Source organism: Okeania sp. SIO2B3 (assembly GCF_010672525.1).
Lineage (GTDB): Bacteria > Cyanobacteriota > Cyanobacteriia > Cyanobacteriales > Microcoleaceae > Okeania.
In genome coordinates, this window is record NZ_JAAHGH010000008.1 from 200,070 (window position 1) to 225,880 (window position 25,811).

Genomic DNA, 25,811 nt, shown 5'->3' on the forward strand with positions numbered 1-25,811 from the left:
AATTTTTGGGAAAGTTTTCTTTGAAAAATTTAACCTCTTTGTCTCTTTTTTACAAGGTAAAGAGAGATTTTATAGCAGTATTAATTAAATTAGGCTAAATCTAAAAATCTTGCTCAATTACGATACTGTCAACCTACTGATATTAATTGTGATAGAAAAGTAAGTCTTCAGAAATACTAAAAAATTGTCAAAGTATATATCGATTGTGTTTCTAATTCACGATAAATTTAGGAATCCCATATTACCGAATAATTAATAATTAAATAATTAAATAATTAAACAATTCAGCTTTATTAGGCTCCCCTTTCAAGGGGAAAAAAAGAAATTTTTTCGGCGTTGGTCAATCCTATCCCTAAAAGGGAGAAGTAATTATCCATTATCCATTAATGAACAAAGCTAATGCTATTTTCAGTTACCTTGAGGCTGATAATTATGAAACTATTTCTGAATCTAAATATATACAATTTTTCCTAGCTATTGCTTGAGATGAAGCAACTGCTAAATCTGCATTTATAAAATTAGATGAGTGTGGAAAAGGTTACTTTTTACGAGAATAATATCTTCGGTAGTCTTGCATAGTCATAGTAATGTTTAAGAAAAAAATTTGAGATTTACCCAAATATTTATTCTCCTAGATATTCAACAATATTTTGATAGTAAGTGGTGAAAAAATTATCGCTCCCCCTAATTTTTACCATTACTATGCACCACCACCATATCTTCGACAACTGACTTTATAGTTTCTATGAAGTTTATACCTACTTGAGCTACTACTTCTTACTTCCTTCTACTAAAAAATTTATCAGACTTTCAATCCATTTTTGAGGATTTTCCCAGTGAATATTATGACCAGATTCAGGAATTATTTTCAGATGAACAACCTGACATAATTCTACTATTTTTAAATTAATAGCTTGAAATTTATCATCAAATTCTCCCACCATTAATAAAGTAGGAATCTGATGATTTGATAATTTATCCCAGAGAGAAGGTTGATTGCCTGTTCCCAAATTTAGGAGAGATTTTGCTAATTCTAATGGTTTATTTTCTAACCGTCTTTCTATGACTTTCTCAAAACTATTATTTTGCCTCAAAGATTTAAATAATGCTTGACTATACCAATTAGATAAAAATTCTTGAAAATTACTATTTTCTAACTTATCAGCTAACCTTAAATCTGATTGACAACGGAGCGATCGCTCAACTTCAGTCTTTAATCCTGGGGAAGCTGATTCTAATATCACCCTATTAAATCTAGTGGGAAAATTAATTGCCATATATAAAGCTAATCTGCCACCCATTGAATAACCAAATAAATAACAATTATCAATTTTCAACTCATCCAATAAATGAATCAATCCTATGGCAGTATTTTCCATATCGTAATACCCATCACTGCCAGTAACTATAGTTTTTCCATGTCCAGGTAAATCAACAGTTAGACAACAAAAATATTTACATAACTGGGGAATAAAATCGACAAAATCATTACTACTTCCCATAAATCCATGTAGTAATAGAATAACAGGCTTATTAGTTTTACCTGTTAAATAATAGTTGAGTTGATAATAACGAGATATTTCTGCCAATTTTGTCAAAAAAAAACCCTAGATAGGGTAAGAATGGGCGGTAGATTATTCACAGATATTTAATTTTTTACTACCTTTGTTATTTTTCTCTAGACTCATTTACTTTTGCATGATTTAAAATTAATGAAAACTGATAAAGTTAGAGAAAAAATTTTGAAGTATTCTGAGATATGTAATTATTTAAGAGCTTTACTCTGCATCATCTCCTGCAAAAGTTAAATAAACTCCGTCACCACGCTCCTGAATACCCCATACAGATGAAGCTATCCCATTATTTGAGCTTTCAGCTGTTACTTCTTGACCTGTTATTTGTCGTTGGACTGGTGCAGATAGTTGAGGTAGAAGATTTTTCTTTTCTTTTTTCATTGTGCTTTCTCCATGTTAAAGAGTTTTACAATTTTAGATTATCGCTACACTACTTAAATTGTCAACTGTTTCTTAATATTTTTTTTGATATATCTTTAATTTTAGTAACTTTAAACTTTTATTTTAGATAGTTTTTAAAGTTACCGAAAAAAATGGGTTTAAAGCCCCGTCCTTTCAGGACGGCTTTTTTGCCAAGTTAGTTGTCATTTTCTGGCTTTTAATGCTACAACATTATCGTAGGTAAAAACAATAAAACCATGCTGGTTTATGAGATGAAATTAGAAGGAGAAAAAGTCCAATACGAACAGCTGGATGAAGCTATTCGTACTGGACGTTTTGTCCGCAATAGCATCATCAAAGCATGGATTGACGGGCAGGTTAAGAGTCGTAGTGATGCCTACAAATACTGTAAAATCTTAGCAGATAACCTCAATTTTCCCTGGGCAAAAAAGCTGAATTCAATGGCAAGACAAGCTCACGCCGAGAGAGGCTGGGCAGCTATTGAAAGATTCTATAAGAATTGCCAAGATCAAATCCCAGGAAAGAAAGGCTATCCTAAGTTTAAAAAATACCAGCTCAGAGCATCGGTTGAATATAAAACCTCTGGTTGGAAACTTTCAGAAGATAGACGTTATTTGACTTTAACGGATAAATTTGAGGCTGGTACTTTTAAACTATGGGGAAGTCGCAACCTTCATTATTATCAACTCAAACAAATTAAACGAGTCAGAATAATTAGAAGGCATGATGGTTATTATGCTCAGTTTTTGATTGACCACACTAGGGAGGAAAAAAAAGAATTAACAGGAAAACAAACGGGATTAGATGTAGGTTTAAATCATTTCTACACCGATTCTGAAGGTAATCAAGTCGATAATCCTCGGTTTTTCAGAAAAGATGAGCGCCAAATCAAAAAGCTACAGAAGCGTTTATCTGGTACTAAAAAAGGTAGCAAAAACAGGATAAAAGCAAGGAATCAGTTGGGTAGAAAGCATCTCAAAGTATCACGCAGACGTAACGATTGGGCTTGCAAAGCAGCACAGCGCGTCATCCGGTCTAACGACTTGGTAGCGATAGAAAACCTAAAAGTGCGTAACATGGTTAAAAATCATCATCTGGCCAAATCAATTAATGATGCAGCTTGGTACAAATTTAGGGAATGGTTGGAATATTTTGGCAGAATTTATGGAGTTCCGGTTATTGCAGTTGAGCCATTCAATACATCTCAAAACTGCTCGAACTGCGGTAAAAAAGTAAGCAAAACTTTAAGCACTAGAACCCATAAATGTCCCCACTGTGGTTATGAAGCAGATCGGGACGAAAATGCCGCAATTAATATTCTCCAATCTGCTCTCAAGCAACTATCAACTACCCCGGGGCGCGGGGAAAGTAACATCTCTGGAGAGACTGGCCTCTGTCTGGATGGGGAAACCCAAACAGATAAGCCGACTCGACGAAAGAGAAAGTCTAAATAGTGATATTTAGAATCCTCTTGCCTTTAGGCAGAAGAGAACGTCAATCAGACTTAACAAACTTCAGTGCAGCAGAATTCAAACAATAACGCAATCCAGTTGGTGGAGGACCATCAGGAAAAACATGACCAAGATGAGCATCACAATTACTACAGAGAATTTCTGTTCTTCGCATAAATAAGCTCCAGTCAGCTTCTTCTTTGATATTATCCTGATTAATCGGTGCCCAATAACTCGGCCAACCTGTGCCAGAATCATATTTCTCTTCGGAAGTAAATAAGTCAGCACCACAACAAACACATTTGTATATTCCTTTTTCTTTATTGTTGTGATATTCCCCTGTAAATGGTCTTTCAGTTCCCTTCTTTCTAGTTACATTAAACTGTTCTGGTGTGAGTTGTTCTTTCCATTCTTTTTCACTTTTTTGAACTTTACTAACCATACTTTTAATATTCCTATTCACAGATTATTTTTGAGCACAACAATTAATTTTTAAGTGCTATAGATTGTCATGCTTGACTAATTGTAACATATTGTTAAGCGTTCTGAGGATTGTCTTTTTCCTTGGGCAGAAAATTATATAGAAAATATTGAGTTACTGAGAACACAAGAGTGATGATAAATCTTAGACAGGGAAATATTTTTCCCATTTTTCCCTGTTACCGAAAAATTGTGGTTTAAAGCCTCCCCTTTTAAGGGGATAATAAGCGGTCGTTGCGTAGCTTCCCGAAGGGTGGGATGGCGAGGTCTCATCGCCATATCCAATCGACCAAGAGAAGAAAAATTTTCATAATTAGTCAATCCTATCTGGTGCATCTCAATGCGTGAATAAAGCCAAAAATTTATCGCTTTTAGGCAACAGCTCCGGAAAGCAACAGAGAATATATAGGAAAAAAGTATTTTTGCAAATATTGAGATGCACTCATCCTATCCGTTTTAAAGAAGAGGTAATTGTTAATTATTAATTATTAATTATTAATTATTAATTGCTCCTCATATCTCATGTTTAGATCATAAATCCCAAACCAAATAATAATCCACTAAAAAAATGTAGATAAACAGCAATAAATTTACAGTTACTAACTTTTTCTGGTTGATCGTGATAATTACCAACATGGCGACATAACTGAATAGCAAATGGTAAACCACCAAAACTTAACAGAGTCCAAACTGGGAAAATTCCTAAACCTACACAGATAGAAATGAGAACAAAAACAATACCACAAGACCAACTTAATAATTGAGAACCTGCTTTAGTTCCCATTCTCACAATAGGCGATCGCTTCCCTGCTGCTAAGTCATCTTTTACTTGGTGAAAGTGAGAACAAAAGAGAATAAGAGTAGTAGTAATTCCAATAATTATTGATGCGGTCAAACTTATCATTGACCAACTTTTAGTTTGACTATAATAAGCAGCAGAAATTGCCAAAGGACCGAAAGCAAAAAAACAGATAATTTCTCCTAAGCCCTGATATCCTAATCTAAAAGGAGGACCTTGATAAATATATCCCAAAAAACAGCACAATAATATTAATCCAATTACCGTTACATCTTTTTGCCACCAACTAATTCCTGAAATTCCTAAAATTCCTAACAGTAAAAACAAATTACTCAGGACGAACATCAAAGATTTATTTCCTGTCAAATTTACTAAAGAATGATGTTTATTTTTATCGATACCTGTTTCTGAATCAAATACATCATTACTAATATTTTCCCAGGCCAAAATTAAAATTGCTGATGTAATAAATGTTGAAAAAATCGACCAGTTAATCGAATTTTTTTCCCAGAAAGCTATTGCAGTACCTACCCATATAGGCATAATAGCTACACTATACATAGGTAGTTTGATGGCAGCTAGCCATAATTTTTTTTGAGATTGATTTATTGTTTGAAATGTCATCTTAATTTGATAATTAATCTTTAGATTGTAGCAATAGTTATGGAAGTTGATTTGTAAGTATTCAGCTATTAGCGGTCAGCTATCAGCTTTTTAATTAATAAAGCAAGCATTCGTTTAATTTCTACTACATTCTCAACCAGATATTCGTACTCTGAAGCTTTGATAAAATTACTTTTTTCTCCTTTAAAGGTAATAAAGCTGATAGCTGACTGCTGTTTGCGCAGCATTCCGCAGGAAATGCTGACGTTGATTTTTATAGTTTAATGAGTTGTGACAAACTTCTCAATCCTAACTCTAGATAATGATAAACATACTTCAGAAATATTTTTCGCTCACAACAATTGTTCCTCTGTGAAGACTCTAATTTCCGAGTTATGCATAAAACTTAACAAAAAATAATTTAATTTATTTTTCCTTTACATTTAATTAGATTTGGCCTTGATACTTGCCTAAATAATCCTCTATGACTTACATGGCAGTTATCAGAGTGGTTGTGTAAAATATCTTGGAATTAGGTAATAGCTCTAGAAAAGGTAAGAGTTTTAGACTTTTTATCTATTTTGGGATTTTTTACAAAAAAGAATTAAGTAGGTAGGTCAAATTAAGACTTTATAGAAAATCTTTATTAAACAAGGAATTAAGCAATTTTTTTCACCCTACCTCATACCTGTCTTTTAGTTTGATATTTGATATTTATTTATACCTACTTACTTAGGACTGCTATTATATCTTAAATATGGTAAAACCAAACTTAAAGCTCTTGGCAAGATCCTAGCGCTAACAATATGTAAAATAAAAGTCTCAAAAAGAGAACAGTAAAGAGAAACACAAATAAAAGGAGGAAAAAAAATTTAATTTTGACAATAAATCTAACGTAAATAAAGGTGATAATCTTAATTAAAACTAGGGGATAAATTGGGTCGCCTTTAGGAATTGAACAGCCCTACCAATCACTCTCTCTTAATATTCAGTGACAATTTCCTATTCATTAGTTTTCATGCCTGTAATACCTACTTCTGTTAATCTATTTCAAAGCTGCCAGGACCTGCATCAGTTTCTGTTAAATTGTCAACAGACATTAACAAAAAAGGTGCAGAAAAAAGTCATTAGTATTTCTGTGGAAATATTACCAGTAGATCCCCTAACAGTATTGCAGGAAATTTGTGAACCCCATCAACTACATTTTTATCTAGAAAAACAAGTTATTGGAAAAACAAATACTGACAAAAATACTTTGGCGATCGCTGCTGTAGATGCTGCTACCCACTTGACTGTTACGAGTGGGAACCGTTTTTCACAAGCTCGATCTTTTATTCAGTCATGTCTTAACAATACAATTGTTTTAGGTGCAACACATTTACCATTTTCAGGTCCTCACTTTTTTTGTAGTTTTACTTTCTTTGAACAAGATTCCCCAATCAATCTACATATTTCTCAAAATGGTAATTATCAGGAGAAACCATCTATAAACCCTCACTTTCCTTCCGCAACTATATTTTTACCACAGTGGCAAATTACTCAGAAAAATAATCGCTATATACTTGTTATTAATACAGTTATCACTACATCTATAAATATTAAAAATATTTCCCAGATAATTTGGCAGAAATACCAGCAAATTACTCAAATAAATAATACTTCTTTATCAAGTTTAATTAAGCCTCACGGAAATCTTCGTAAAATTAATCCCAATCATTTACAGGACTTTAAAAAATCGGTAGCTTCCGCTCTAGATTTGATTAACTCAAATTCTTTAAAAAAAATAGTTTTAGCCCACGCCATAGATATATATTCTCAAACCCCTGTTAACTTAATTCAGTCTTTAAATAACTTACGATTCATTTATCCAGACTGCTATGTATTTTCTACCAGTAATGGCAAAGGTCAAAACTTCATAGGCGCAAGTCCAGAAAGGTTAATTAGTATTAATAATAACCAATTAATTACAGACGCTTTAGCAGGTTCAGCACCCAGAGGTAAAACCTCCACTCAAGACATCAAATTAGCCAAGAATTTATTATGCAGTGAAAAAGATTTACGAGAACATCAATTTGTCATAGATTTTATTATTAAACATCTCCAAGATTTAGGATTAAATCCTCATTACCCACCTCAACCCCATTTATTACAATTGTCAAATATTCAGCATTTATGGACACCAATTACAACAGAAATTTCCCAAAATATTCATATATTAGAAATCCTAGCAGAACTACATCCCACCCCAGCAGTAGCAGGAGTTCCTAGAGATACAGCTAAACAACAAATACATAATTTTGAAACATTCGAGCGATCGCTTTATGCAGCACCTATAGGTTGGATAGACTATCAAGGAAATGGAGAATTTGTTGTAGGTATTAGGTCAGCATTAATAGACGGAGACCGCACCAGACTTTTTGCAGGTGCAGGCATAGTTGCTGGTTCAAAACCAGAGAAAGAATTAGCAGAAGTTCAACTAAAACTTCAGACTTTATTAAAAGCTTTAGTTTAATTAAAGTAGGGAACAGTGTTCAATAATGGATAATTGATCATTACCTCTCCCTAAAAAGGAAAATTTTTTCTTGTTTCTCCTTTAAAGGAGAGGCTTTAAACCTTAATTATTCGGTAAAAGCTTTTCTCTGTTTCAGAGGTTGTCTGAGAAGTCCCTTATGCCACATCTAAGCCCCCTAAATCCCCCAATTTTGGGGTACTTTTAGAAGCAAATTGAATCTTGTTCCCCCCAAAGTTGGGGGGCCAGGGGGGCAAAATTCAGTATCAAAAAACTTTTCAGATATCCTCTCAGGTTCATTATCAATCTCTGTCCTAACCAACTTTTTCTTTGCTAGAAATACAACTATTCTATTTATTTAGCAGGTCATACTATGAACAATTTATTTGATAATTTGGCAAATCAAGATAGCAGTATTAATGATAATTATGGTTTACTTAACAATGATGATTTATCCTCAACCATGGATGAGATAAATCAAGATTTAAACCAGAATTTGACCGATGGTTTCCATCAGCAACAGCAGTTCAACTATCAAAATTTCAATATGGGTTTAGGGGAAAATCCAGACTTTGCTCAAAATAATTTTTCATCCGATAATTTGGCAAATCAAGATGGTGGTATTAGTGACAATTCTGGTTTACTTAACAATGATGATTTATCCTCAATTCCGGATGAGATAAATCAAGATTTAAACCAGAATTTGACCGATGGTTTCCATCAGCAACAACAATTCGACTATCAAAATTTCAATATGGGTTTAGGGGAAAATCCAGACTTTGCTCAAAATAATTTTTCATCCGATAATTTGGCAAATCAAGATGGTGGTATTAGTGACAATTCTGGTTTACTTAACAATGATGATTTATCCTCAATTCCGGATGAGATAAATCAAGATTTAAACCAGAATTTGACCGATGGTTTCCATCAGCAACAACAGTTCCACTATCAAAATTCAAGTATGGGTTTAGGGGAAAATCCAGACTTTGCTCAAAATAATTTTTCATCCGATAATTTGGCAAATCAAAATGGTGGTATTAGTGACAATTCTGGTTTACTTAACAATGATGATTTATCCTCAACCCTGGATGAGATAAATGAAGATTTAAACCAGAATTTGACCGATAATTTCCATCAGCAGCAGCAATTTGAACATCAAAATTTTGGTACAGAAATTTCTGGGGTAAACTCTCATGCTCTAACACCAGAAATTTCTAATTTTCAGCATGAGCAAAATAATTTAAGTTTAAGTTCTCATACTTTTGAGAGTCAAAATATTGGTTTATCTAGTCATCGTTTGGAATTTCATTCATCCACCACTGCTGCATATAATTATTCTGACGATAAATATCCTTATACAACTATAGATAATTCAGGTCATATTGACCTACATACAAGTAGCGATCGCTATGGTCATTATGTAGGTTATTTAAAAGGTCGTAAAGTTTATAATTCTGGTTATAATTATCTAGGATATGCAGGTACAGACGGCAAAGTTTATGATAACCATAATCATGCAGTTGGTTGGGTAGATAATAACGGTAATGTTTATAATAATGGAGGTTGTAAAGTGTACCATACTAGCAGAGGAGTGGTTGGTGCTGCTGCCTATTTATTGTGTTCTTATTATGGTGGAGCAAATTAATTTTTGGGAAGGAATAAGGAAGAAGGAGGAAAGAAAAAATAACTTAATTCAACCTCAAATATTTATGGAGTTTGGAGGGTTTGGAGACCAAACCTATACGTTTCCAATTTAATACCAAATTCAAAAAAGGCAGTTACATCTTAATTTGTGATTTATTCCTAAAAGAAAAAATTATAAATTCCATAAATTCTAAAATTTCCACCTTTTTTCCTCTTTAATATTTATGTTTTTTCTCTGTTCCCTGTTCCCTGTTCCCTGTTCCCTGTGTCCTCACTGTAACAATATTTTATGAAATTGGTATAACTTTCTTGATGACTGACAAATGATTGAAACTAAACCAAAAATTTACACCTTTGCTGAATATTCGCAATATCAAGATAGTACAGATAATAAATATGAATTAGTGAATGGAGAACTTATATCTTTGACACCTCCTAGTGGAATTCATGCTTTAATTTTGACTTTTTTATTTCAGGAATTTTATCGATAAATTATCAGAATAAATGCTCCTTGGCAGGTAATGCCAGGAAATATCGGCATTAGAACTGCTATTAATAAATCTCGCATTCCCGACTTAACAATTATTACTTCCGAACAAACAGAATTACTCAAAAATATGACTACTGCTATTTTAGATTATGCTCCTATTTTAGCAGTAGAAATTGTCAGTCCTGGTAATAGAGATGATGATTATCGGTTTAAGCGATCGGAATATGCTGTTAGAGAAATTCCTGAATATTGGATAGTTGATTATGAGGCACAAAAAATATCTGTGTTGACTTTGGTAAATGGGTTTTATGAAGCAGAAGAATTTAGCGATCGGGATGTAATTATTTCTGGTATTTTTTCAGATTTACAATTAACAGTAGATAAAATTTTATCTGTTTAGCCGTAGGTTAGGTCGAGGAACGATATTCGCAGCTTATTCGGAGGATAAACCCAACATTTAGATAAGATTTACATCTAATTTGGAGAAATTTTATATTACTCAAATTGCTAAATTAATAATGAGAGGAGAAAAAATATAGAGAAATTTTTACCTAGATAATCTCGGTTAGGTTGAGGAATTTTGAGTAGAGGCGATCGCCTAGACAAACCTAACATTAGAAAAGTAATCTCTCAGAAATTAAAATTGCTTCGGGGGTACTTTTAATAATAATCATAAATTATGCAGAAATATTCCCTTTGCAATGACAGATAATCTAGGTTTGATTGAGGTAAAAAAACCAACATTTATCAAATTATTTGAACCTACTAAATATTTCAAACTACAGGAGAAAAAAATTATGGTTTTACCTTTACTTCCCGCAGTCGAGTAGGTAGCGTGACGCACCATTTTTAATGTTACTGTCATGGCAACGAAACCCAACATTTAGATAAGATTTACATCTAATTTGGAGAAATTTTATATTACTCAAATTGCTAAATTAATAATGAGAGGAGAAAAAATGTAGAGAAATTTTTACCTAGATAATCTCGGTTGAGGAATTTTGAGTGGAGGCGATCGCCTAGACAAACCTAACATTAGAAAAGTAATCTCTCAGAAATTAAAATTGCTTCGGGGGTACTTTCAATCAGAATCAGAAATTATATGGAGATTTGATTAATATTCAAGTTGCCTATTGGAGTGGCGGACAAGAAATTTATCCTTTCTACAAAACTATAATTTCTCATTTGCATTATCCCAAAATTCTCTATGAATTTGCTATTCAACGTGCCTTATATTGGCAAACGAATATTAAACAGAAACTATTGGCGCAAGGCAGAAGCGAACAACAAATAAATCAAGAATATGGAGGAGATAATCTTTTAAATTTGCAGATTTATAGAAAATCTGAACAAGACAAATTAGCTGGAATAGATTTTGAACGTCACTACAAAACTAATAGCAAAGATTTTGGCAAATTATCGGCTTTGTTAGGAGCATATCATAATATTATTGTCGCCCTATTTACCGACATTCATTATTTAATTCACACTAACTTATCGCCGAAGTTGCCAGAATTATTGCCAGAATTAGAAACGGAATTTTCTATAGATCGACGTTTGGCAGACCACCTGTTTCAAATGGTAGTTGAAAGTTATATTGGAAGTCTCAGAGCTATGGAAAAAGACCGCTCGGAATTAGTACCAGAATTTGCTGCGGATATTGCTTTTGGTTTGACTGGTTTATCTAATCCTACTTTCGCAGAACAAATGTTAGATTTTTCCCTGGAGTCTTGGCTAAATACCCGTTATCTTTCTGTCGAGAATGGTAGAGAAAAATTTGACATAGTGGCTGAAAATTTACTGCCTCTGGATCGGGAATTTATTACTAAGGTTAATCGCTGCTTGGTTGGTTTGGCTAAGGAGAAAAAGTTGAGTGTAATAAATTCTTGTTACCAGCGGGGAATTGAGAAATTTAATCAGGAAAAATATCAGGAGGCAATTATTGATTTTGGCTACGTTATAGATTTGAATCCTCAATTTGCTGATGGTTATTATCGGCGAGGTTTGACTTATATTAAGTTGACAAATTATCGAGAGGCAGTTGAAGATTTGACTCAGGTTATAGGGTTAGATGCTAGTCACGCTCGGGCATATTACTATCGGGGTAATGCTTATTATAAATTAGGAGAATATCAGCAGGCACTTGATGATTATGACCGGGCGATAAATTTGGGTTTGAATGAAGCGGTGAAAAGTCGAGATATTGTTCTGGGTGTTTGGGAGGAAGTTAAACGTCAAGAGGAGGAAAAAAATTAGGCGGGAAGAAAGGGAAATACAAGAAAGAGAGGCTGAGGAAAAAAGGCAGCGGGAGTCGAAAGGGGATGTCTTTACTTTTGAAGTAGTTACTGTCAACAACTCTGGCAAAATTATTAATCGTACCCAGGGAGGTGCCAGGCAAAAAATTGAAGACTTGGGTAATGGGATTAAATTAGAAATGGTTTATATTCCTGGGGGAAGTTTTCTCATGGGGTCGCCGAAAAATGAGGCGGAAAGATACTCTAGTGAAAGTCCGCAACATCAAGTTACTCTCCAACCTTTTTATATGAGTAAATATCCCATTACTCAAAACCACCTTCTTAAAAACTAGACAAAGCTAGACATCTGCCATCGGTGACTGCAAATGATTCATTACTCACCCGTTTCAATGTGTACTTGCTGTGAAAGTTGATGTTCCGCCCACAAACTATGGGGAGCGGATACCCTCAAGGGCTTTCCGACCTTGAAAAAGTTGAGTCCTGCGGATACGATGTAGTTTAATAAAACTAGCAACTCGTCGCCAATGACTCCAATCATGTTTGTTGACATCCTCCGGTCTCAACAAACACTGTGGGATTTTTTCTGATAATTTTAAGGCTCTACGGCCAATTACTAAAGCTGCAGCAGTGCCACTATTCAGGCCGTATTTACCCATATAATTAATCATTCCTATCACGCTTGTAAAAGCTGGATTAACTTTGATTAATTCAACTCCAAATCTTCTACAACGTGACAATATAGTTTCTCTAAATATTCCTGTAGACAAATTGGAAAGCATTTCATTGTAAAGTTTACAATATCCACTCATCTTGGCTTTTTTCTTACTAAAGTCTAGAGACTCAATGGCTATTGCACATTCAAAAAACTCTGCTAAGAACACAATTTGAGAAACAATATTTCTCATGGATGCTTGTCGTTGTCCTATAGTTTTATTTTTCCATTTATACGGGATTTCTTTTAAATATTCAATATTTCCATCCCACTTCACATAAGTAACTGAAATTGATTCCGCATTAAAATCAATACCTAGACAACCATTTTTTCTTGTATGAACTACTGGTGTTTCTGGTACATAAGTTGAAAGATGTATATACCAATTATCCTGTTTATGTTCTCTACGAAAAATAGAAATTGTGATTGGTTTTAAACTATTGATGGCATAATCTAAATCTGTTGCTCTATATCTCCCATTCCTATCTGAAACACTAAATTCTAACTGTATTTTTTGACCATATTTATCCTGTAATGGTCTCGGTAGTTGAACTTGTAGTTGATACTTACCATCGTCTTGTAATGGTACAACTTTGAGCATAGTTCCACCCCCTGGCTGAGATTTTCCTACACAGAAAAACCTTCCTGAGCGTTTTTTTCTCCAATCTACATTCCATTTCTCTATAGTTTTATATCCATTTTCTGCTAAATTATGTTGAGCGTTAAATAATTTCTGTGAACCAAAACAAATATGTAGACGTTCTGTGTTTTTTAACTTCTTTAATTTTCGTTTCAGATTAGCTATTTTCTGAATTTTACTCTTTAAACCTAGCAATTGATTCTGAAATTTATTTCGGGCTTGTATATGTGGAAAACCTTTTTTTGTTGCTAATTTTAATGTTTTTTCTAGTTTAATGATGAGTTTTTTTGTCGCAGTTGTTTTAGCACTTATTTGTAACTCTAATTTAGAAATTAGGTTTTTTTTAGCTGTTTTTAATTGGTTTAAACATGTTCGTGCTTCAGTGGCAATTGAATCAGCATAAGCCCATTGAATGTTAAACTTTTTCATTACTTCGCTTTTCTACTGAGGATTCTGATAATTTCTCAGTTTGCATCCAGTTAACAGCGGAACGTTTCCAGGATTCATATAATGTTCCTAGTTCCTCAAAGATAGGATGATATTCAATTTTGGCTTCTATTCCTGTCAAGGAACCGTGAGATTTAGCCATGACTATTCAGAAACTAAAGTAAATAACACCTTCTAAAAATCTAGACAATCCTAGAAACGCTCTTCATCGGTGACTAAAAGCAATCCGACTCAACCCTCCATAAGTCTACTGGCAAAGAAGGTTAATGTTCAGCTCAAACACATTGAGTTTAGGATTCCCTCTGGGTTTTCGTTAGAGATGAAAAGTCGAGTGCCAAACACTCCATAATTGTTGCTAAAATCCTCTGGTCTTAGCAGACAGATTTAATAATAACACAGATTAATGGCGTAAAAATATAGACATTTTGTAGATATAAGTCTTGGATAGTCCATGTTTTTTAGCTTTAGCAAGCAAAAGTACTTCAAAACTCAAAAATGCGAATTGATTTTAGAAATATAAACACAGTCTGGGCATCAATTTTAGTAGAAACATTACAATATCTAGGATTAACTACAGCAATTATTAGTCCTGGTTCCCGTTCCACACCCCTAACATTTGCCTTTGCCACTCATCCAAAAATTGAAACTATTCCTATTCTTGATGAACGTTCTGCATCATTTTTTGCTCTAGGAATAGCAAGGAAAAATTATCAACCTGTGGTAATAGTTTGTACATCTGGTACTGCTGCTGCCAATTTTTATCCTGCCATAATAGAGGCAAAAGAAAGTCGTATCCCACTATTAGTTTTAACGGCAGATAGACCTCCAGAATTACGAAATTGTCATGCAGGTCAAACAATAGATCAAGTTAAATTGTATGGCAGTTATCCCAACTGGCAAGTTGAACTAAGTTTGCCTTCTATAGAATTAAAAATACTTGAATATTTAAGACAAACAATTATTCATGGTTGGAAAAAAACAATTTTACCGACACCAGGACCTGTGCATTTTAATATTCCTTTTCGAGACCCTTTACCTCCTATACCCCAACCAGAAGTTATTGCTTTAGAAGCACAATTTCCCCAAAACTTTTTTGCTACAGTACAACCAATTTTCACAACAGAATTTTTGCCAAATATTGACTTAACATTAGATTTAAAAAATCAACTTCAATCTGGCAAAGGCATAATTATTGCAGGTTTAGCACAACCCAAAAATCCTCAAAAATATTGTCAAGCGATCGCTCAAATTTCTCAAGTTCTCAAGTTCCCAGTTTTAGCTGAAGGTTTATCTCCTTTAAGAAACTATTCTCGGTTAAATTCCTATTTAATTAGCACTTATGATTTAATTTTAAGAAATCAGGAAATAGCACAAAAACTTATTCCTAAAATAGTTTTACAAATCGGCGAATTACCAACAAGTAAACAATTAAGAACTTGGCTAGAAGCAACTAACCCTCACCGATTAATCATCGATCAAAGCGGTGATAATTTTGACCCGCTCCATGGGAAGACAAATCATTTAGGACTTTCAGTAGAACAACTAGCTCAATTTTTTACTCCTAAATTTTTCCCTAGTAAATCCGATAGCAATTACTTAAATTTGTGGTGCAATGCTGAGGTAAAAATTAGAGAGGCGATCGACAAAAAAATGGCAGCAATTAATCAAATATTTGAACCTAAAATACCTTGGTTAATTTCTCAAATATTACCCAAAGGTACACCAATATTTATTGCTAATAGTATGCCAGTCAGAGATGTAGAATTTTTCTGGGTTCCTAATAATTCCCAAATCAAGCCATTTTTCAATCGAGGTGCAAATGGAATAGACGGTACTTTATCAACTGCTTTAGGTATTGCTCATCGTCAACAAAGTAGTATTTTATTAACAGGAGATTTAGCACTTTTACATGATACTAATGGTTTTTTACTGAGAAATAAATTAGTCGGTCATTTAACTATTATTTTGATTAATAATCAGGGAGGTGGAATTTTTGAAATGCTACCAATAGCTAAATTTGAACCACCTTTTACAGAATTTTTTGCTACTCCCCAAGATATTAATTTTGCTGCTCTCTGTAATACTTATGATGTAGAATATCAGAAAATATCGTCTTGGCAGCAATTACAACAACTTTTAAATACTCTACCAAGTAGTGGAATAAGAGTTTTAGAATTACAAACAAACCGTCAACTAAATGCTAGATGGCGGTTAGATAATTTAGATAAATTTGCAGCAGATTTATTGTAATAGCAGAAGAAAGAAGGAAGAAGGAAGAAGGAAGAAGGAAAAGTATTACTTTGTCTGAGTTTTAAGCTATAGTCATTCCAGTTAAGATTGAGACAAGGGTTTCTTGCCTTGAAAGAGTTTTAGCTGAAAAAGTGTTTCAGTCTTATTCAGAATGAATATAGAGGAAGTAGTCAGATATTTTATCCCTTAATTTTTCTGCAATTATTATGCCCAAAAACCTAACTTTTTGGTAATCCAAGCTTAAAAATTTGCACTTTTTTAAAGCGAAAAAAAGCTAAAACTTTTACCTGTCAATGCCTTTAGATTTAATCAGCAAGCCTTAATTAGGGTCTGCTGAAAAATTCTTTTTTCAGGAGTAGGAGAGTAGGGGAGAATTTTTTTGCCCAACTCTTCTAAAAATGCGCTCCTTTTTGAGCATGAAAAGCTGAAAACCATGTACTTTTTCAATACCTAAAAAGGCTAAAACCTTTATCTGGTAATTATTTGAGATTTAATCAGCAAACCCTAATTATTAATTATTCATTATTAATTATTCATTATTAATTATTCATTATTAATTATTCATTGTTGAAAGTTCCCTATTCCCTAGCGCGTAGCGCTATAATAACTTAATTTTTTCCTACTCTCAAATAATCCCAAATTTATGCAGCAGCAGGCTTACTCAATAAAGGATCTAACTCACCCTTTCCATCTAGAGTATAAATCTCATCACAGCCACCAATATGTTGGTCATTGATAAAAATCTGTGGCACAGTACGATATCCATTCGCACGTTCGGCCATAGTATTTCTGGCAGCTTCATTGCCATCTATTTTGTATTCCGTATAGTTGACACCTTTCCACCACAGCAAAAGTTTTGCCCTGATACAATAGGGACAAGTTTGCCAAGTATAAATTTCAACGTTAGCCTTGATTTGTTCTGGATGACGACCAAGAATAGGATTAATAAAGTCAAACATTTTTAGTAATTAGCCCTAGTAATAAATTAGCAAATTTAGATACTTTTTAACGTATTTTTCTAGAAAATTGCAACAATTTAAAATAACATTCTGCTTTAGGTAGTGGTCCGCAAGTAGTGATTTTTTTAGTTTTGTTGATGACAGTGAAAAGGATTTACTTATAAATATCACTATAACTACAGGACTACCCTTTTTTTTATAAACATAATCTACAAATATTTTGCCTAAGATTAATTTATTATTTTATGTCTGTTTAAGTACTAATAAAGTAATATGAAATACTAAAATTTTTGCTATAAATACTTAGGGTGTTTCAAGCGGTCAGTAGCCAGGAAGACCGAGTCATTAGGAATAGCCTATATATCATTTAGTTAGAGTCAAACTCTGTTTTTAGTCAAATCGAAATTTCTAGGTAAAGTCTTTTCAGCAGGAAGATTATTCGTAGCATTCTTTTTGATATTTCATATTAAGAATAAGAGAGCAGGGAGTGGGGAGTAGGGAAAATAGAAAGATTTGCCATTGAAGCGAGAATATAGTTTTTTTGATCGCTAATTAAAGAGATATAATATCATACTAATTTAGTAAATATTTACTATAAATAGTCGGTTCCATATTCCCGAAACTATATTAATTACAGTAATGATTGACTCAAAATTTAATATCGATACCTTGTAGGTTTAGCCCTCATCTTCATTTGTGTTTGCATTTTATCTCTAATGTATAATTCTCGGGAAATTTGAGAAAAATAATGAGCTGTAAATACTAAATTAAGCATCAAAAAAACTAAGACCAAAATCAGCACCAAAACGTTTAAAATACTTAATTCATTAAACACTGTAAAGATGGCGAATAAAACTGAACAAATACCAAATCCAGAAGCAGAAGAACTGAGAATTAGCCAGCGTAATTTAGACATAATTAAATTAATAAATATTTAATGAAAGCACAAGGCATAAATTTTACTTGTAATTGAATCATAAATAAGCGGAAGTTTAATAGTCCTATGAGTAAGTCCTATAATAACTTTTAGCTGATTTAACTTGAGGGAAAGCAAATCTCATTTATTTATAGCAGGAAGCATTAAAAAGCAGGAAAAATATTCCCCTGTCTAAAGATGGTTATCACTCTATGTCCTAACCTATTTGTCTATTGCCATATAGTATAATAAACGTTGTAAATAAATATAGTCTTATGTAGTTAAACAATGTCAAATATCTTTGTGAATTTGTACAAAAGAGCTACTAAATATTTGACAAAATTTAATAATTATCGACCTTATACTTAATGGCCTAATCAAGTAGGCTGAGAATTCAAGGCTAAATCACCATCAAAGAATCTTGCTTAAGCTTGTATCGTACTGCAAGCATTGGATTAATCAATGAGGTGCGTGAACGGCTGTGAATATAATCAAAAAAGCAGCTCCCTTTTGTCTTTGACCATGGGATTATGAACTATAAGCCCAACTAAATGTCGCGAGGGGTCTCCCATTATACCCATTAGGGTGAACGGGAGGGCAAGGCGTGACCCGCAAAAAAACTAGTGCCCCTACGCGGAAGTCAAAACTCAAAACTCAAAAGTCAAAAGGATTAATTGGTAAGGCTTTTAGGATTTTGTAACTAGTTAGTTATTTCTGCCATCCTGCACTAGTAGTGTTCTTTAGTTGACAAGGTAGCTTAAGCGTGCTAATATCATGCCTGTTAAGAGTGGCGGTAATACGCACCTGACTGCTGAACCTAGACAAGTCAAGATATAGGGTTCAACTGGTGAAGTCCTGGTAATTCCATATTTGAGGTAAAATTCCCTGAAGGAAACCGAGTGAGTATAGAACTTTTAGTACAAGACAGCGGTGGGTCTAATCGTTGCTGCCTGTGGAGGCGTAGACATTAGTCAGCCTGGGAAGCAGGAAGCTCCATCCGTGAGGAGGAGAAGCTCCCGCTATAATTGCGAGATTTAGAGGGAGAAAACCTCACTACTGCAACCTCAGTATTTTTGGCCAAAATTGTGTAATTAGGGTTTGCTGAAAAAGTCTTTTAGTAGGGGTAGGAGACAGGAGACAGAAGACAGGAGACAGGATAAATGGGAATTGTAGAGGAGGTAGTCGGAAAAATTGTCAGAGTGATTTTTTTGCCATAATCGCCCCAAAATACTAGCATGCATGAGCTTGAGCGGCCGAAAAGCTTACACTTTTTCAAGGCAAAAAAAGACTGAAACCAATATCAGTCAATGCTTTGAACTTTAATCAGCAAGCCCTAATTAAACAGAAAAATGCCTTGACAGATTATACTTAATATCTATCAAGGCTCAAAGTATTGCCGAAATATCAGCACATTGAGAAAATAAACAAAACTTACATTTTGTCAAGTTGTTTACGCAAATCTTCCAGTTCAGCATCAACCTCCGATTTTTCTGCTGAACCCTGATTTGATGCGGGTAGTTGATTCTGACTTACAGAACCTCCAGAGAGTTGTGCCTTCATCGCCGCTAATTCATCATCAACATCACTACTAGCTTCCAACTTTCGGAAATCCTCTTCCAAACCACTGCCACCAGCTAACTCTGCTGTAGCTTGGGAACGGGCCTCCATTTGTAAAACCTTTTCTTCCATCCTATCAAAAGCTGCCATTGCCCCGCTAGTATTCAGAGAACCCATTGTATTATTGAGTTGCTCCTGAGTTTTAGCAGCAGTCATTCGCGCTTTCAACATATCCTTCTTCGCCTTAGCTTCAGAAATCTTACCTTCCAAAGCCGTTAAATTCCGCTTTAAATTTTCTACCTGACTTGTTTGACTGTCCAAAGATACTTTTACAGTGTCTGCTGTCTCAGAATAAGTCTTCTTACGCTGTAGAGCTTCCTTGGCCAAATTTTCATCTCCCTTTTGTAGAGCTAACTGTGCCCTGGAGTACCATTGATTAGCTTGAGACTGAGCTTGATTATATTGTTGTTGGCTACGTTTCTGAGTAGCAATAGCACTAGCAACAGCCTGACGCAACTGCACCAAATCTTCTTGCATATCAATAATAGACTGCTCTAGAACCTTCTCAGGATCTTCAGCTTTACTTACCATGTCATTAACATTAGCTCTAACGAGGCGACCAATCCTATCAAATAATCCCATAATTTTATTTTTCCTTTGATTTTTAATTTAGCTTCTAGCTCTTACTGGCCAATACTAACTACTATAGGCCAAATTTTTCATTACTAATAGATCAGGAGACTCTCCCATAGCTATATATTCATTTTAAGCCTTTCTTTCTCCGCTAACTACCCATAAAAATTAGAGACTATGGATATTCCCGGTTTTAAAGAATTCCGACATCAGCAAATTAGTCCCCTCACCAAGCAGTAAGACCGCAATATTTACATAGTCATCTAAGTTAGCTAAACCGCCCTTGAACCTCACACCATAATTTTAAAGAGGAGTGTGAGATGAATCGGCGGCCAATTGAATGGGTTCGATGCCCATTCAATTTGCATACTATCCCAGCAAAAATCTTCGCCCTAGTTGAAAAACTTGCATTATGATATTGTAATAACCCTGGAAATTTTCCACCATGCGCACTGCCTACCAATATAAATTAAGGCCCAACAAAGAACAAACCGCAGTCATAGAAATGTGGTTGGAATTGTTGCGTCGGCAGTACAACTATCGGTTAGACGAGCGGTTCTCATGGTGGTTAGAAAATCGCTGTCCGGTTAACGCTTGTGCCTTGGTGATGCCAATTCCTCAACTCAGAGATAATCCAGATTATTACTCTCAAAAAAAAGATTTGGTCAATACCAAAGACAAGTTTCCTGAGTACAAGTTGATACATTCTCAGGTGTTACAGGATTGCATAAAACGGGTAAAAGTTGCCTTTGATAGATGGTTTAAGGCAGATAAAAATGGACATAAATTAGGGAAGCCAAGGTTTAAGGGAAAAGGACGTTACCGAATAATGAATAATGAATAATTAATAATTAATAATTAAATAATTCGCACCTTGAAGCCGAACCTTTTAACGGGAAAAAGCGGTCGAGGGATGGTGATCTCTCGGAGCCATATCCAATCGACCAAGAGAAAAGTGCTAGGATATTTCCTTATATTTAATTCTGTAACGGTTAAAACCCGAGATAATTATCAATTATCCATTAATGAACGGAGATGAATGTTATCCTCAAATCAAGCAAGACTGCATAGAAGGAAACAAGATAAACTTGCCCAAAATAGGCAATATAAAGTTGATTCAACATCGATAGTTACCTGATGGTTTTCAAATTAAAACTGTAACTATTAGTCGTAAAGCAGATGGTTATTATGTGACTTTATCCCTAGAAGACAAATCAGTTCCAGCTTTGAGTTGTGAAGTTGAACCTACATTAAAAAATACTCTGGGAATCGATATGGGGTTGAAGGAATTCTTAGTAACAAGTGAAGGAGAATCTGTTCCCATACCTCAATACTATCGAAAATATCAGCAGCGATTAAAGACTCTACAAAAACGTTTATCTCGAAAGAAAAAAGGAAGTAAAAGATGGTTCAAGGCTGTTAAAGCTGTAGCTAAACAACATAAAAAGGTTGCCGATAAACGTAAAGATTTTCATTTTAAAACAGCCAATAAATTGTTATCAAAAGCGGATGTTATCGCCCAGACGCGGAGCGGCGTGCCGGAGGCAAACTTAAACATTAAAGGACTAGCAAAGACCAGTTTGAGTAAATCAATTAACGATGCGATTTGGGGGTAAATTCCTGTCTATTTTGACTGTCAAAGCCGGAAATGCTTGAGGTGAAAACTATAGCAGTGAACCCCAAAAATACTAGCCAAGATTGCTCAAATTGTGGTGAAAAAGTCAAGAAAGAATTAAACATACGAACTCATTCTTGCCCGCACTGCGGTATTGTCATAGACCGCGACTTAAATGCAGCGATAAATATCAAAAACAGGGCGGTAGGGCCCAGACGTCCTTAAAGCACGCGCTTGCCCGACGGAATACCGGGGCTACGAAACGAGAAGCCCACACTATAGCGTCAGCTTAGTGTGGGAGTATGTCACTTCTTTAATCGCCTGATGACAAGAGTCTCTAGTAAAGAGACAGACTCTTATTCATGGTTTAAACCCAATAAAAAAAACCTCCATAATTCATATAAATTCATCTAAGGATGGAGTTTCAAATTATTATTCTGTTTTTCTAAGATGAGAACTATCTTGAATCGGTAATTGAGAATTAGTTCCCCCAGGCAAAATTTCCGCCTTCATCGCCTCCAACTCAGCCTCAATATCATTACCCTCTTCGAAAGAAGCAAATTGTTTTTCTAAACTATCAGTTCCCAACTCAGCGATCGCCTCAGACTTAGCCTCAAGCTGCATTACCTTCTCTTCCATCCTATCAAAAGCACTCAAAGCATTACCAGTATTCACAGTGCCCAAAATTTCATTTAACTTTTCCGAGGCTTTAGCAGAACGTGCCCTAGCAATATACATATTCTTTTTTAGTTTAGCCTCACTAATTTTTTGCTCCAACTGTCTCATATTTTGCTTGAGCCTTTCCATTACCTGTTTTTGCTGTTCCACCTGAACTTTCATCGCTGTAGCAGTTTCTTGGTAAGACTTGCGTCTAGTTAAAGCTTCCCGTGCCAAATTTTCCTGGCCTTTTTGCAAAGCTAACTGCGCTCTCCTATACCATTCATCTGCAGTAGACTGAGCTTGAGAATATTGTCGTTCAGTACGTTTTTGAGTAGCGATCGCCTGTGCCACTGCCTGGCGTAGTTTCACCAGGTCATTTTGCATATCTGTCACTGTCTGCTCTAGAACCTTCTCTGGATCTTCCGCACCAGAAATTAAAGTATTAATATTAGCACGAATTACCCGCCAAACACGGTCTAAAAATCCCATAAAAACTATCCCTCTTCATTATTATTTATTATATTTTGATATTATCTATAGCAGGCAAAAGGGAACAGGGAACAGGGAACAGGAAAAAGTGGGAAAAACATTTCCCCTGATTTGGATCGTCATCCGCATAAGTCCTAAACTACCTGTCTATTGCAATATTTAATTGACTAATAAAATAGGTCGCTGTAGAATCAAGGAAGGAATGAATCTTTTGGGAATTAGTTCATTAATTGATAATTGATCGTGGATAATTGATAATTACCTCGGGTTTTAACCGTTATTGATTGAATATAAGGAAATATTATTTCTTCTCTTGGTCGATGGTCGGACAGCGAGGAGACCTCGCCATCCCACCCTACGGGAAGCTCCGAAGATCGACCGCTTTTTTTACCCTTAAAAGGGGAGGCTTCAAGGCGCGAATTATTTAATTATTAATTATTAATTATTCGGCAATCCTACCATAGTTAAAGTTTAAGACAAATACAAAGCTCACTTCAAGGTATCCAGTTGATTCTTTTTTCAGTAGTTAGTAGTTATATTTAAATCCATATAAGTCTAGTTAAAATTTCAGCTACATCATATTAACTATTAGTTCAATAGATATCTCCAATAATCAAAAATCAAATCAATTATCGTGCAAAAATCATCAATCATTTCCTCCTACCCCCTACTCCCTACTCTCTACTCCCTACTCCATCTTTTCTAGAGAGGTCTGATACCAAGCGTGAAAAAAGAATGCTACAAAAAGATAGACCTTGCTCGAATATGCTTAAAAATAGCTAGTCCAGTTCATTTTAGATAGTTATTTATATTATGTTTACCTTTTTTTCAATATTTATCCCTTCTTCCTTCTTTGTTCTTCCTTCTTTCGTACGGACTATGCAACGTCCCTAACATTTGTAACAAACATTTATCAAATTGGTATGATAGAGTTAAGTTTTCAATAGTTAAAGTTTAAGACGAATACAAAGCTCACTTCAAGGTATTCAGTTGATTATTTTTTTAGTAGTTAGTAGTTATATTTAAATCCATATAAGTCTAGTTAAAATTTCAGCTACATCATATTAACTATTAGTTCAATAGACATCTCCAATAATCAAAAATCGGAGTTGCTGAATTAGGGTATGATATTAATCTTAATTACTTAGGAGTCAGGAGTCAGGAGGATAGAGTCAGGAGTCAGGAGGGAAGAAAGAAGAAGAAATAGGAGTATAAGGAGAAAGTTTTTTGGTCGGGTAAGCGGAACGGAGTTTTATCGCGCTCTGATCCGGACAGATATCATAGCTCAAATCACCAACGCCCAAAAATCAAATCAATTATCGCGCAAAAATCATCAATTATTTCTCCCTACTTCCTACTCCCTACTCCCTCTTTTCCAGAGAGGTCTGATAGAGTTAACTTTTCAATTTTGACTGGTGACTAAAATTATTTGCCTAAGTCATTTTAATAATTTTCAGGTGGTAATTTATAGTATTTCGCATCAAGTTTTTCCTGTCGTAATTCTTGGAGAAATTCCTTTGCTTTTTCTGGCTCCCAAAAAGCTCCCATTTGTATCTTAATACCATTAGGAGTTTCACGAATATAAGCATCTGAGACTATTTGCTGTGCATTGTATAAAGACTCTTCATTCACATAGTCTACAACAACGTAATACCAACCATTCTCTGACTGTATAGGAGTAGTTATTTCAGAACTGTCAGAAGTTTGTGGAGAAGTTTTTACTGTTGGAGATGGCACTGGAGAAGATGGAGCAGTTACAACAGATTGTTGATTAGGAGATTGAATAGACTGAGGTAATAAGGTGCTGCTGAGATTATCAAGTTCTGCACCTGGTTTATAAGTAGGTTGTGCCGCAGTATTAGCACTTCCCGATATTGGAGGTGGTACCGCAGGTCTTAATGTTGCAGTGGGAGATGGAAACTGGCTAGGTTTAGGATTAACATTACTTAGGGTATTCAAATCTAAATCTACAAATTCTTGAGATGCCAAGTCAGGAGATTTTGGTAAAGGTTGCTCCTCTCTATTTTGACCATTACCCGCAGTAGTCTCATCTGTATCTTGTTGAGCTGAAGTATTTCTTAACAAACGGTCTAAACCAAGATTTTTCAGACCTGATGGATTCATTACAACATAACCCAAAGTTGTACAGGAAATCAAAAACAGAAACATGGAAATTATTCCTAGAGGAGTAAACAAACTTGCTAAGTAATTAGGTTGCTCCTGACGACGTGATTTTAATTCGTCTAAACTCTCTAGAAGTTTTTCTGAAGATTCAAGGTTGTCATCTGGCGCTGTGGAATTATCTGTACCTAGTTGAGATGTCTGTTTCTCAGCATCCTGATTTTCTGCATCACCTCTGTTGGCCATAGTAAGTTCTGATGGAGTTGGAGGTTCGATCGCTACTGGTGAATTTTTGTTAGTGGAAGTGTTAGATATTTCAGAGTCTTCTAGTAATGATTTTGGTTCGGATAAAGGTAATGGGGATGCTGTTTGGTCATCTACCGGTGATACAGAAATTAATTCGGGTGTTTTATAAATTTGTTTATTACTGTTTTGCTGAGAAACTTGTGATTGTTCTGTTTGCCTGCGGTACTTGCGATATCTTGTTAATTCTGCTTCTAGTTGTACATCTAAACTGTCCATTACAGCTTGCAAAGTGGGATTTAATTGGTCTGTAGAGCTTTTAGTGGACTTAACCAAAGAACTTTGACTCATTTGAGAACTCC

General features: G+C 34.7%; 21 protein-coding genes and 1 pseudogene. 11 read left to right on the forward strand and 11 right to left on the reverse strand.

Annotation, left to right across the window (positions count from 1 at the left end; all coding sequences use genetic code 11):
• Window positions 1-770: 770 nt before the first annotated feature.
• Both menH and F6K15_RS10160 read right to left on the reverse strand, forming a co-directional pair.
• A complete protein-coding gene (gene menH / locus F6K15_RS10155; RefSeq protein ID WP_293060402.1) occupies window positions 771-1,589 on the reverse strand; it encodes a 2-succinyl-6-hydroxy-2,4-cyclohexadiene-1-carboxylate synthase in 819 nt (272 codons plus the stop codon).
• 189 nt (window positions 1,590-1,778) lie between these two features.
• Window positions 1,779-1,955: an anacyclamide/piricyclamide family prenylated cyclic peptide gene (locus F6K15_RS10160; RefSeq protein ID WP_293060404.1), complete on the reverse strand. Its 177-nt coding sequence runs from the start codon at window positions 1,953-1,955 to the stop codon at window positions 1,779-1,781.
• 257 nt (window positions 1,956-2,212) lie between these two features.
• Here F6K15_RS10160 and F6K15_RS10165 point away from each other — a divergent pair, with 257 nt between their 5' ends.
• Complete coding sequence (locus F6K15_RS10165) at window positions 2,213-3,430, forward strand: transposase (RefSeq protein ID WP_293060405.1); 1,218 nt, start codon at window positions 2,213-2,215, stop codon at window positions 3,428-3,430.
• Window positions 3,431-3,470: 40 nt separating this feature from the next.
• Here F6K15_RS10165 and msrB read toward each other — a convergent pair whose 3' ends face one another.
• The 3 genes from msrB to F6K15_RS10180 form a co-directional block, all read right to left on the reverse strand.
• Window positions 3,471-3,869: a peptide-methionine (R)-S-oxide reductase MsrB gene (gene msrB, locus F6K15_RS10170; RefSeq protein ID WP_293060406.1), complete on the reverse strand. Its 399-nt coding sequence runs from the start codon at window positions 3,867-3,869 to the stop codon at window positions 3,471-3,473.
• A gap of 564 nt (window positions 3,870-4,433) precedes the next feature.
• Window positions 4,434-5,330: a 2-carboxy-1,4-naphthoquinone phytyltransferase gene (menA, locus tag F6K15_RS10175; RefSeq protein ID WP_293060408.1), complete on the reverse strand. Its 897-nt coding sequence runs from the start codon at window positions 5,328-5,330 to the stop codon at window positions 4,434-4,436.
• Window positions 5,331-5,398: 68 nt separating this feature from the next.
• Complete coding sequence (locus F6K15_RS10180; protein ID WP_293060410.1) at window positions 5,399-5,557, reverse strand: hypothetical protein; 159 nt, start codon at window positions 5,555-5,557, stop codon at window positions 5,399-5,401.
• Window positions 5,558-6,327: 770 nt separating this feature from the next.
• Between F6K15_RS10180 and F6K15_RS10185 the strand changes: the two genes are divergently transcribed.
• The 6 genes and pseudogenes from F6K15_RS10185 (at window position 6,328) to F6K15_RS38235 (ending at window position 12,539) form a co-directional block, all read left to right on the forward strand.
• Window positions 6,328-7,821: an isochorismate synthase MenF gene (locus tag F6K15_RS10185; protein ID WP_293060412.1), complete on the forward strand. Its 1,494-nt coding sequence runs from the start codon at window positions 6,328-6,330 to the stop codon at window positions 7,819-7,821.
• Window positions 7,822-8,191: 370 nt separating this feature from the next.
• Window positions 8,192-9,463 carry a 4-fold beta flower protein gene (locus tag F6K15_RS10190; protein WP_293060414.1) on the forward strand — a complete coding sequence of 424 codons (1,272 nt, stop codon included), beginning with the start codon at window positions 8,192-8,194 and terminating at the stop codon, window positions 9,461-9,463.
• 322 nt (window positions 9,464-9,785) lie between these two features.
• A pseudogene (locus F6K15_RS10195) lies at window positions 9,786-10,352 on the forward strand (Uma2 family endonuclease).
• Between the two features lie 301 nt (window positions 10,353-10,653).
• Window positions 10,654-10,782, forward strand: coding sequence for a hypothetical protein (locus F6K15_RS10200; protein WP_293060416.1), 129 nt, complete (start codon window positions 10,654-10,656; stop codon window positions 10,780-10,782).
• Between the two features lie 280 nt (window positions 10,783-11,062).
• Window positions 11,063-12,208: a tetratricopeptide repeat protein gene (locus F6K15_RS10205; RefSeq protein ID WP_363267656.1), complete on the forward strand. Its 1,146-nt coding sequence runs from the start codon at window positions 11,063-11,065 to the stop codon at window positions 12,206-12,208.
• Complete coding sequence (locus F6K15_RS38235; protein ID WP_363267658.1) at window positions 12,165-12,539, forward strand: SUMF1/EgtB/PvdO family nonheme iron enzyme; 375 nt, start codon at window positions 12,165-12,167, stop codon at window positions 12,537-12,539. The genes F6K15_RS10205 and F6K15_RS38235 overlap by 44 nt, the downstream gene beginning before the upstream one ends.
• A gap of 96 nt (window positions 12,540-12,635) precedes the next feature.
• Here F6K15_RS38235 and F6K15_RS10210 read toward each other — a convergent pair whose 3' ends face one another.
• Window positions 12,636-13,988: a hypothetical protein gene (locus F6K15_RS10210; RefSeq protein ID WP_293060418.1), complete on the reverse strand. Its 1,353-nt coding sequence runs from the start codon at window positions 13,986-13,988 to the stop codon at window positions 12,636-12,638.
• Window positions 13,975-14,148: a hypothetical protein gene (locus F6K15_RS10215; RefSeq protein ID WP_293060419.1), complete on the reverse strand. Its 174-nt coding sequence runs from the start codon at window positions 14,146-14,148 to the stop codon at window positions 13,975-13,977. Before F6K15_RS10215 ends, F6K15_RS10210 begins: the two co-directional genes overlap by 14 nt.
• A gap of 353 nt (window positions 14,149-14,501) precedes the next feature.
• On the opposite strand from F6K15_RS10215, the gene menD reads away from it, so the two are divergent.
• Window positions 14,502-16,256 (forward strand): 2-succinyl-5-enolpyruvyl-6-hydroxy-3-cyclohexene-1-carboxylic-acid synthase, encoded by a 1,755-nt coding sequence (gene menD / locus F6K15_RS10220; protein WP_293060421.1) that lies wholly within the window; start codon window positions 14,502-14,504, stop codon window positions 16,254-16,256.
• Between the two features lie 641 nt (window positions 16,257-16,897).
• On the opposite strand, the gene grxC is transcribed toward menD, so the two are convergent.
• Both grxC and F6K15_RS10230 read right to left on the reverse strand, forming a co-directional pair.
• Window positions 16,898-17,215: a glutaredoxin 3 gene (gene grxC, locus F6K15_RS10225; RefSeq protein WP_293060423.1), complete on the reverse strand. Its 318-nt coding sequence runs from the start codon at window positions 17,213-17,215 to the stop codon at window positions 16,898-16,900.
• A gap of 2,347 nt (window positions 17,216-19,562) precedes the next feature.
• Window positions 19,563-20,330, reverse strand: a complete 768-nt coding sequence (locus tag F6K15_RS10230) for a PspA/IM30 family protein (protein WP_293060425.1) — start codon at window positions 20,328-20,330, stop codon at window positions 19,563-19,565.
• Window positions 20,331-20,766: 436 nt separating this feature from the next.
• Here F6K15_RS10230 and F6K15_RS10235 point away from each other — a divergent pair, with 436 nt between their 5' ends.
• From F6K15_RS10235 to F6K15_RS38245, 3 genes are all read left to right on the forward strand, one after another.
• Window positions 20,767-21,165 (forward strand): helix-turn-helix domain-containing protein, encoded by a 399-nt coding sequence (locus F6K15_RS10235; protein WP_363267661.1) that lies wholly within the window; start codon window positions 20,767-20,769, stop codon window positions 21,163-21,165.
• A gap of 346 nt (window positions 21,166-21,511) precedes the next feature.
• Window positions 21,512-21,937 (forward strand): transposase, encoded by a 426-nt coding sequence (locus F6K15_RS38240; protein WP_363267663.1) that lies wholly within the window; start codon window positions 21,512-21,514, stop codon window positions 21,935-21,937.
• 41 nt (window positions 21,938-21,978) lie between these two features.
• Entirely contained in the window at window positions 21,979-22,161 is a 183-nt protein-coding gene (locus tag F6K15_RS38245; protein WP_363267665.1) for a transposase, read from the forward strand.
• 207 nt (window positions 22,162-22,368) lie between these two features.
• Here the strand turns inward: F6K15_RS38245 and F6K15_RS10245 are convergent, their stop codons facing one another.
• A complete protein-coding gene (locus F6K15_RS10245; protein ID WP_293060427.1) occupies window positions 22,369-23,085 on the reverse strand; it encodes a PspA/IM30 family protein in 717 nt (238 codons plus the stop codon).
• 1,443 nt (window positions 23,086-24,528) lie between these two features.
• On the reverse strand, window positions 24,529-25,800 hold the full coding sequence (locus F6K15_RS10250) for a hypothetical protein (RefSeq protein ID WP_293060429.1): 1,272 nt from the start codon (window positions 25,798-25,800) through the stop codon (window positions 24,529-24,531).
• Between the last annotated feature and the right edge of the window lie 11 nt (window positions 25,801-25,811).

Coding starts and splice junctions, on each gene's coding strand:
- F6K15_RS10160 (WP_293060404.1), bottom strand. CDS start 1,955: ATGAAAAAAGAAAAGAAAAATCTTCTACCTCAACTATCTGCACCAGTC.
- F6K15_RS10165 (WP_293060405.1), top strand. CDS start 2,213: ATGCTGGTTTATGAGATGAAATTAGAAGGAGAAAAAGTCCAATACGAA.
- msrB (WP_293060406.1), bottom strand. CDS start 3,869: ATGGTTAGTAAAGTTCAAAAAAGTGAAAAAGAATGGAAAGAACAACTC.
- menA (WP_293060408.1), bottom strand. CDS start 5,330: ATGACATTTCAAACAATAAATCAATCTCAAAAAAAATTATGGCTAGCT.
- F6K15_RS10180 (WP_293060410.1), bottom strand. CDS start 5,557: ATGCTGCGCAAACAGCAGTCAGCTATCAGCTTTATTACCTTTAAAGGA.
- F6K15_RS10185 (WP_293060412.1), top strand. CDS start 6,328: ATGCCTGTAATACCTACTTCTGTTAATCTATTTCAAAGCTGCCAGGAC.
- F6K15_RS10190 (WP_293060414.1), top strand. CDS start 8,192: ATGAACAATTTATTTGATAATTTGGCAAATCAAGATAGCAGTATTAAT.
- F6K15_RS10200 (WP_293060416.1), top strand. CDS start 10,654: ATGACAGATAATCTAGGTTTGATTGAGGTAAAAAAACCAACATTTATC.
- F6K15_RS10210 (WP_293060418.1), bottom strand. CDS start 13,988: ATGAAAAAGTTTAACATTCAATGGGCTTATGCTGATTCAATTGCCACT.
- F6K15_RS10215 (WP_293060419.1), bottom strand. CDS start 14,148: ATGGCTAAATCTCACGGTTCCTTGACAGGAATAGAAGCCAAAATTGAA.
- menD (WP_293060421.1), top strand. CDS start 14,502: ATGCGAATTGATTTTAGAAATATAAACACAGTCTGGGCATCAATTTTA.
- grxC (WP_293060423.1), bottom strand. CDS start 17,215: ATGTTTGACTTTATTAATCCTATTCTTGGTCGTCATCCAGAACAAATC.
- F6K15_RS10230 (WP_293060425.1), bottom strand. CDS start 20,330: ATGGGATTATTTGATAGGATTGGTCGCCTCGTTAGAGCTAATGTTAAT.
- F6K15_RS10235 (WP_363267661.1), top strand. CDS start 20,767: ATGCGCACTGCCTACCAATATAAATTAAGGCCCAACAAAGAACAAACC.
- F6K15_RS10245 (WP_293060427.1), bottom strand. CDS start 23,085: ATGGGATTTTTAGACCGTGTTTGGCGGGTAATTCGTGCTAATATTAAT.
- F6K15_RS10250 (WP_293060429.1), bottom strand. CDS start 25,800: ATGAGTCAAAGTTCTTTGGTTAAGTCCACTAAAAGCTCTACAGACCAA.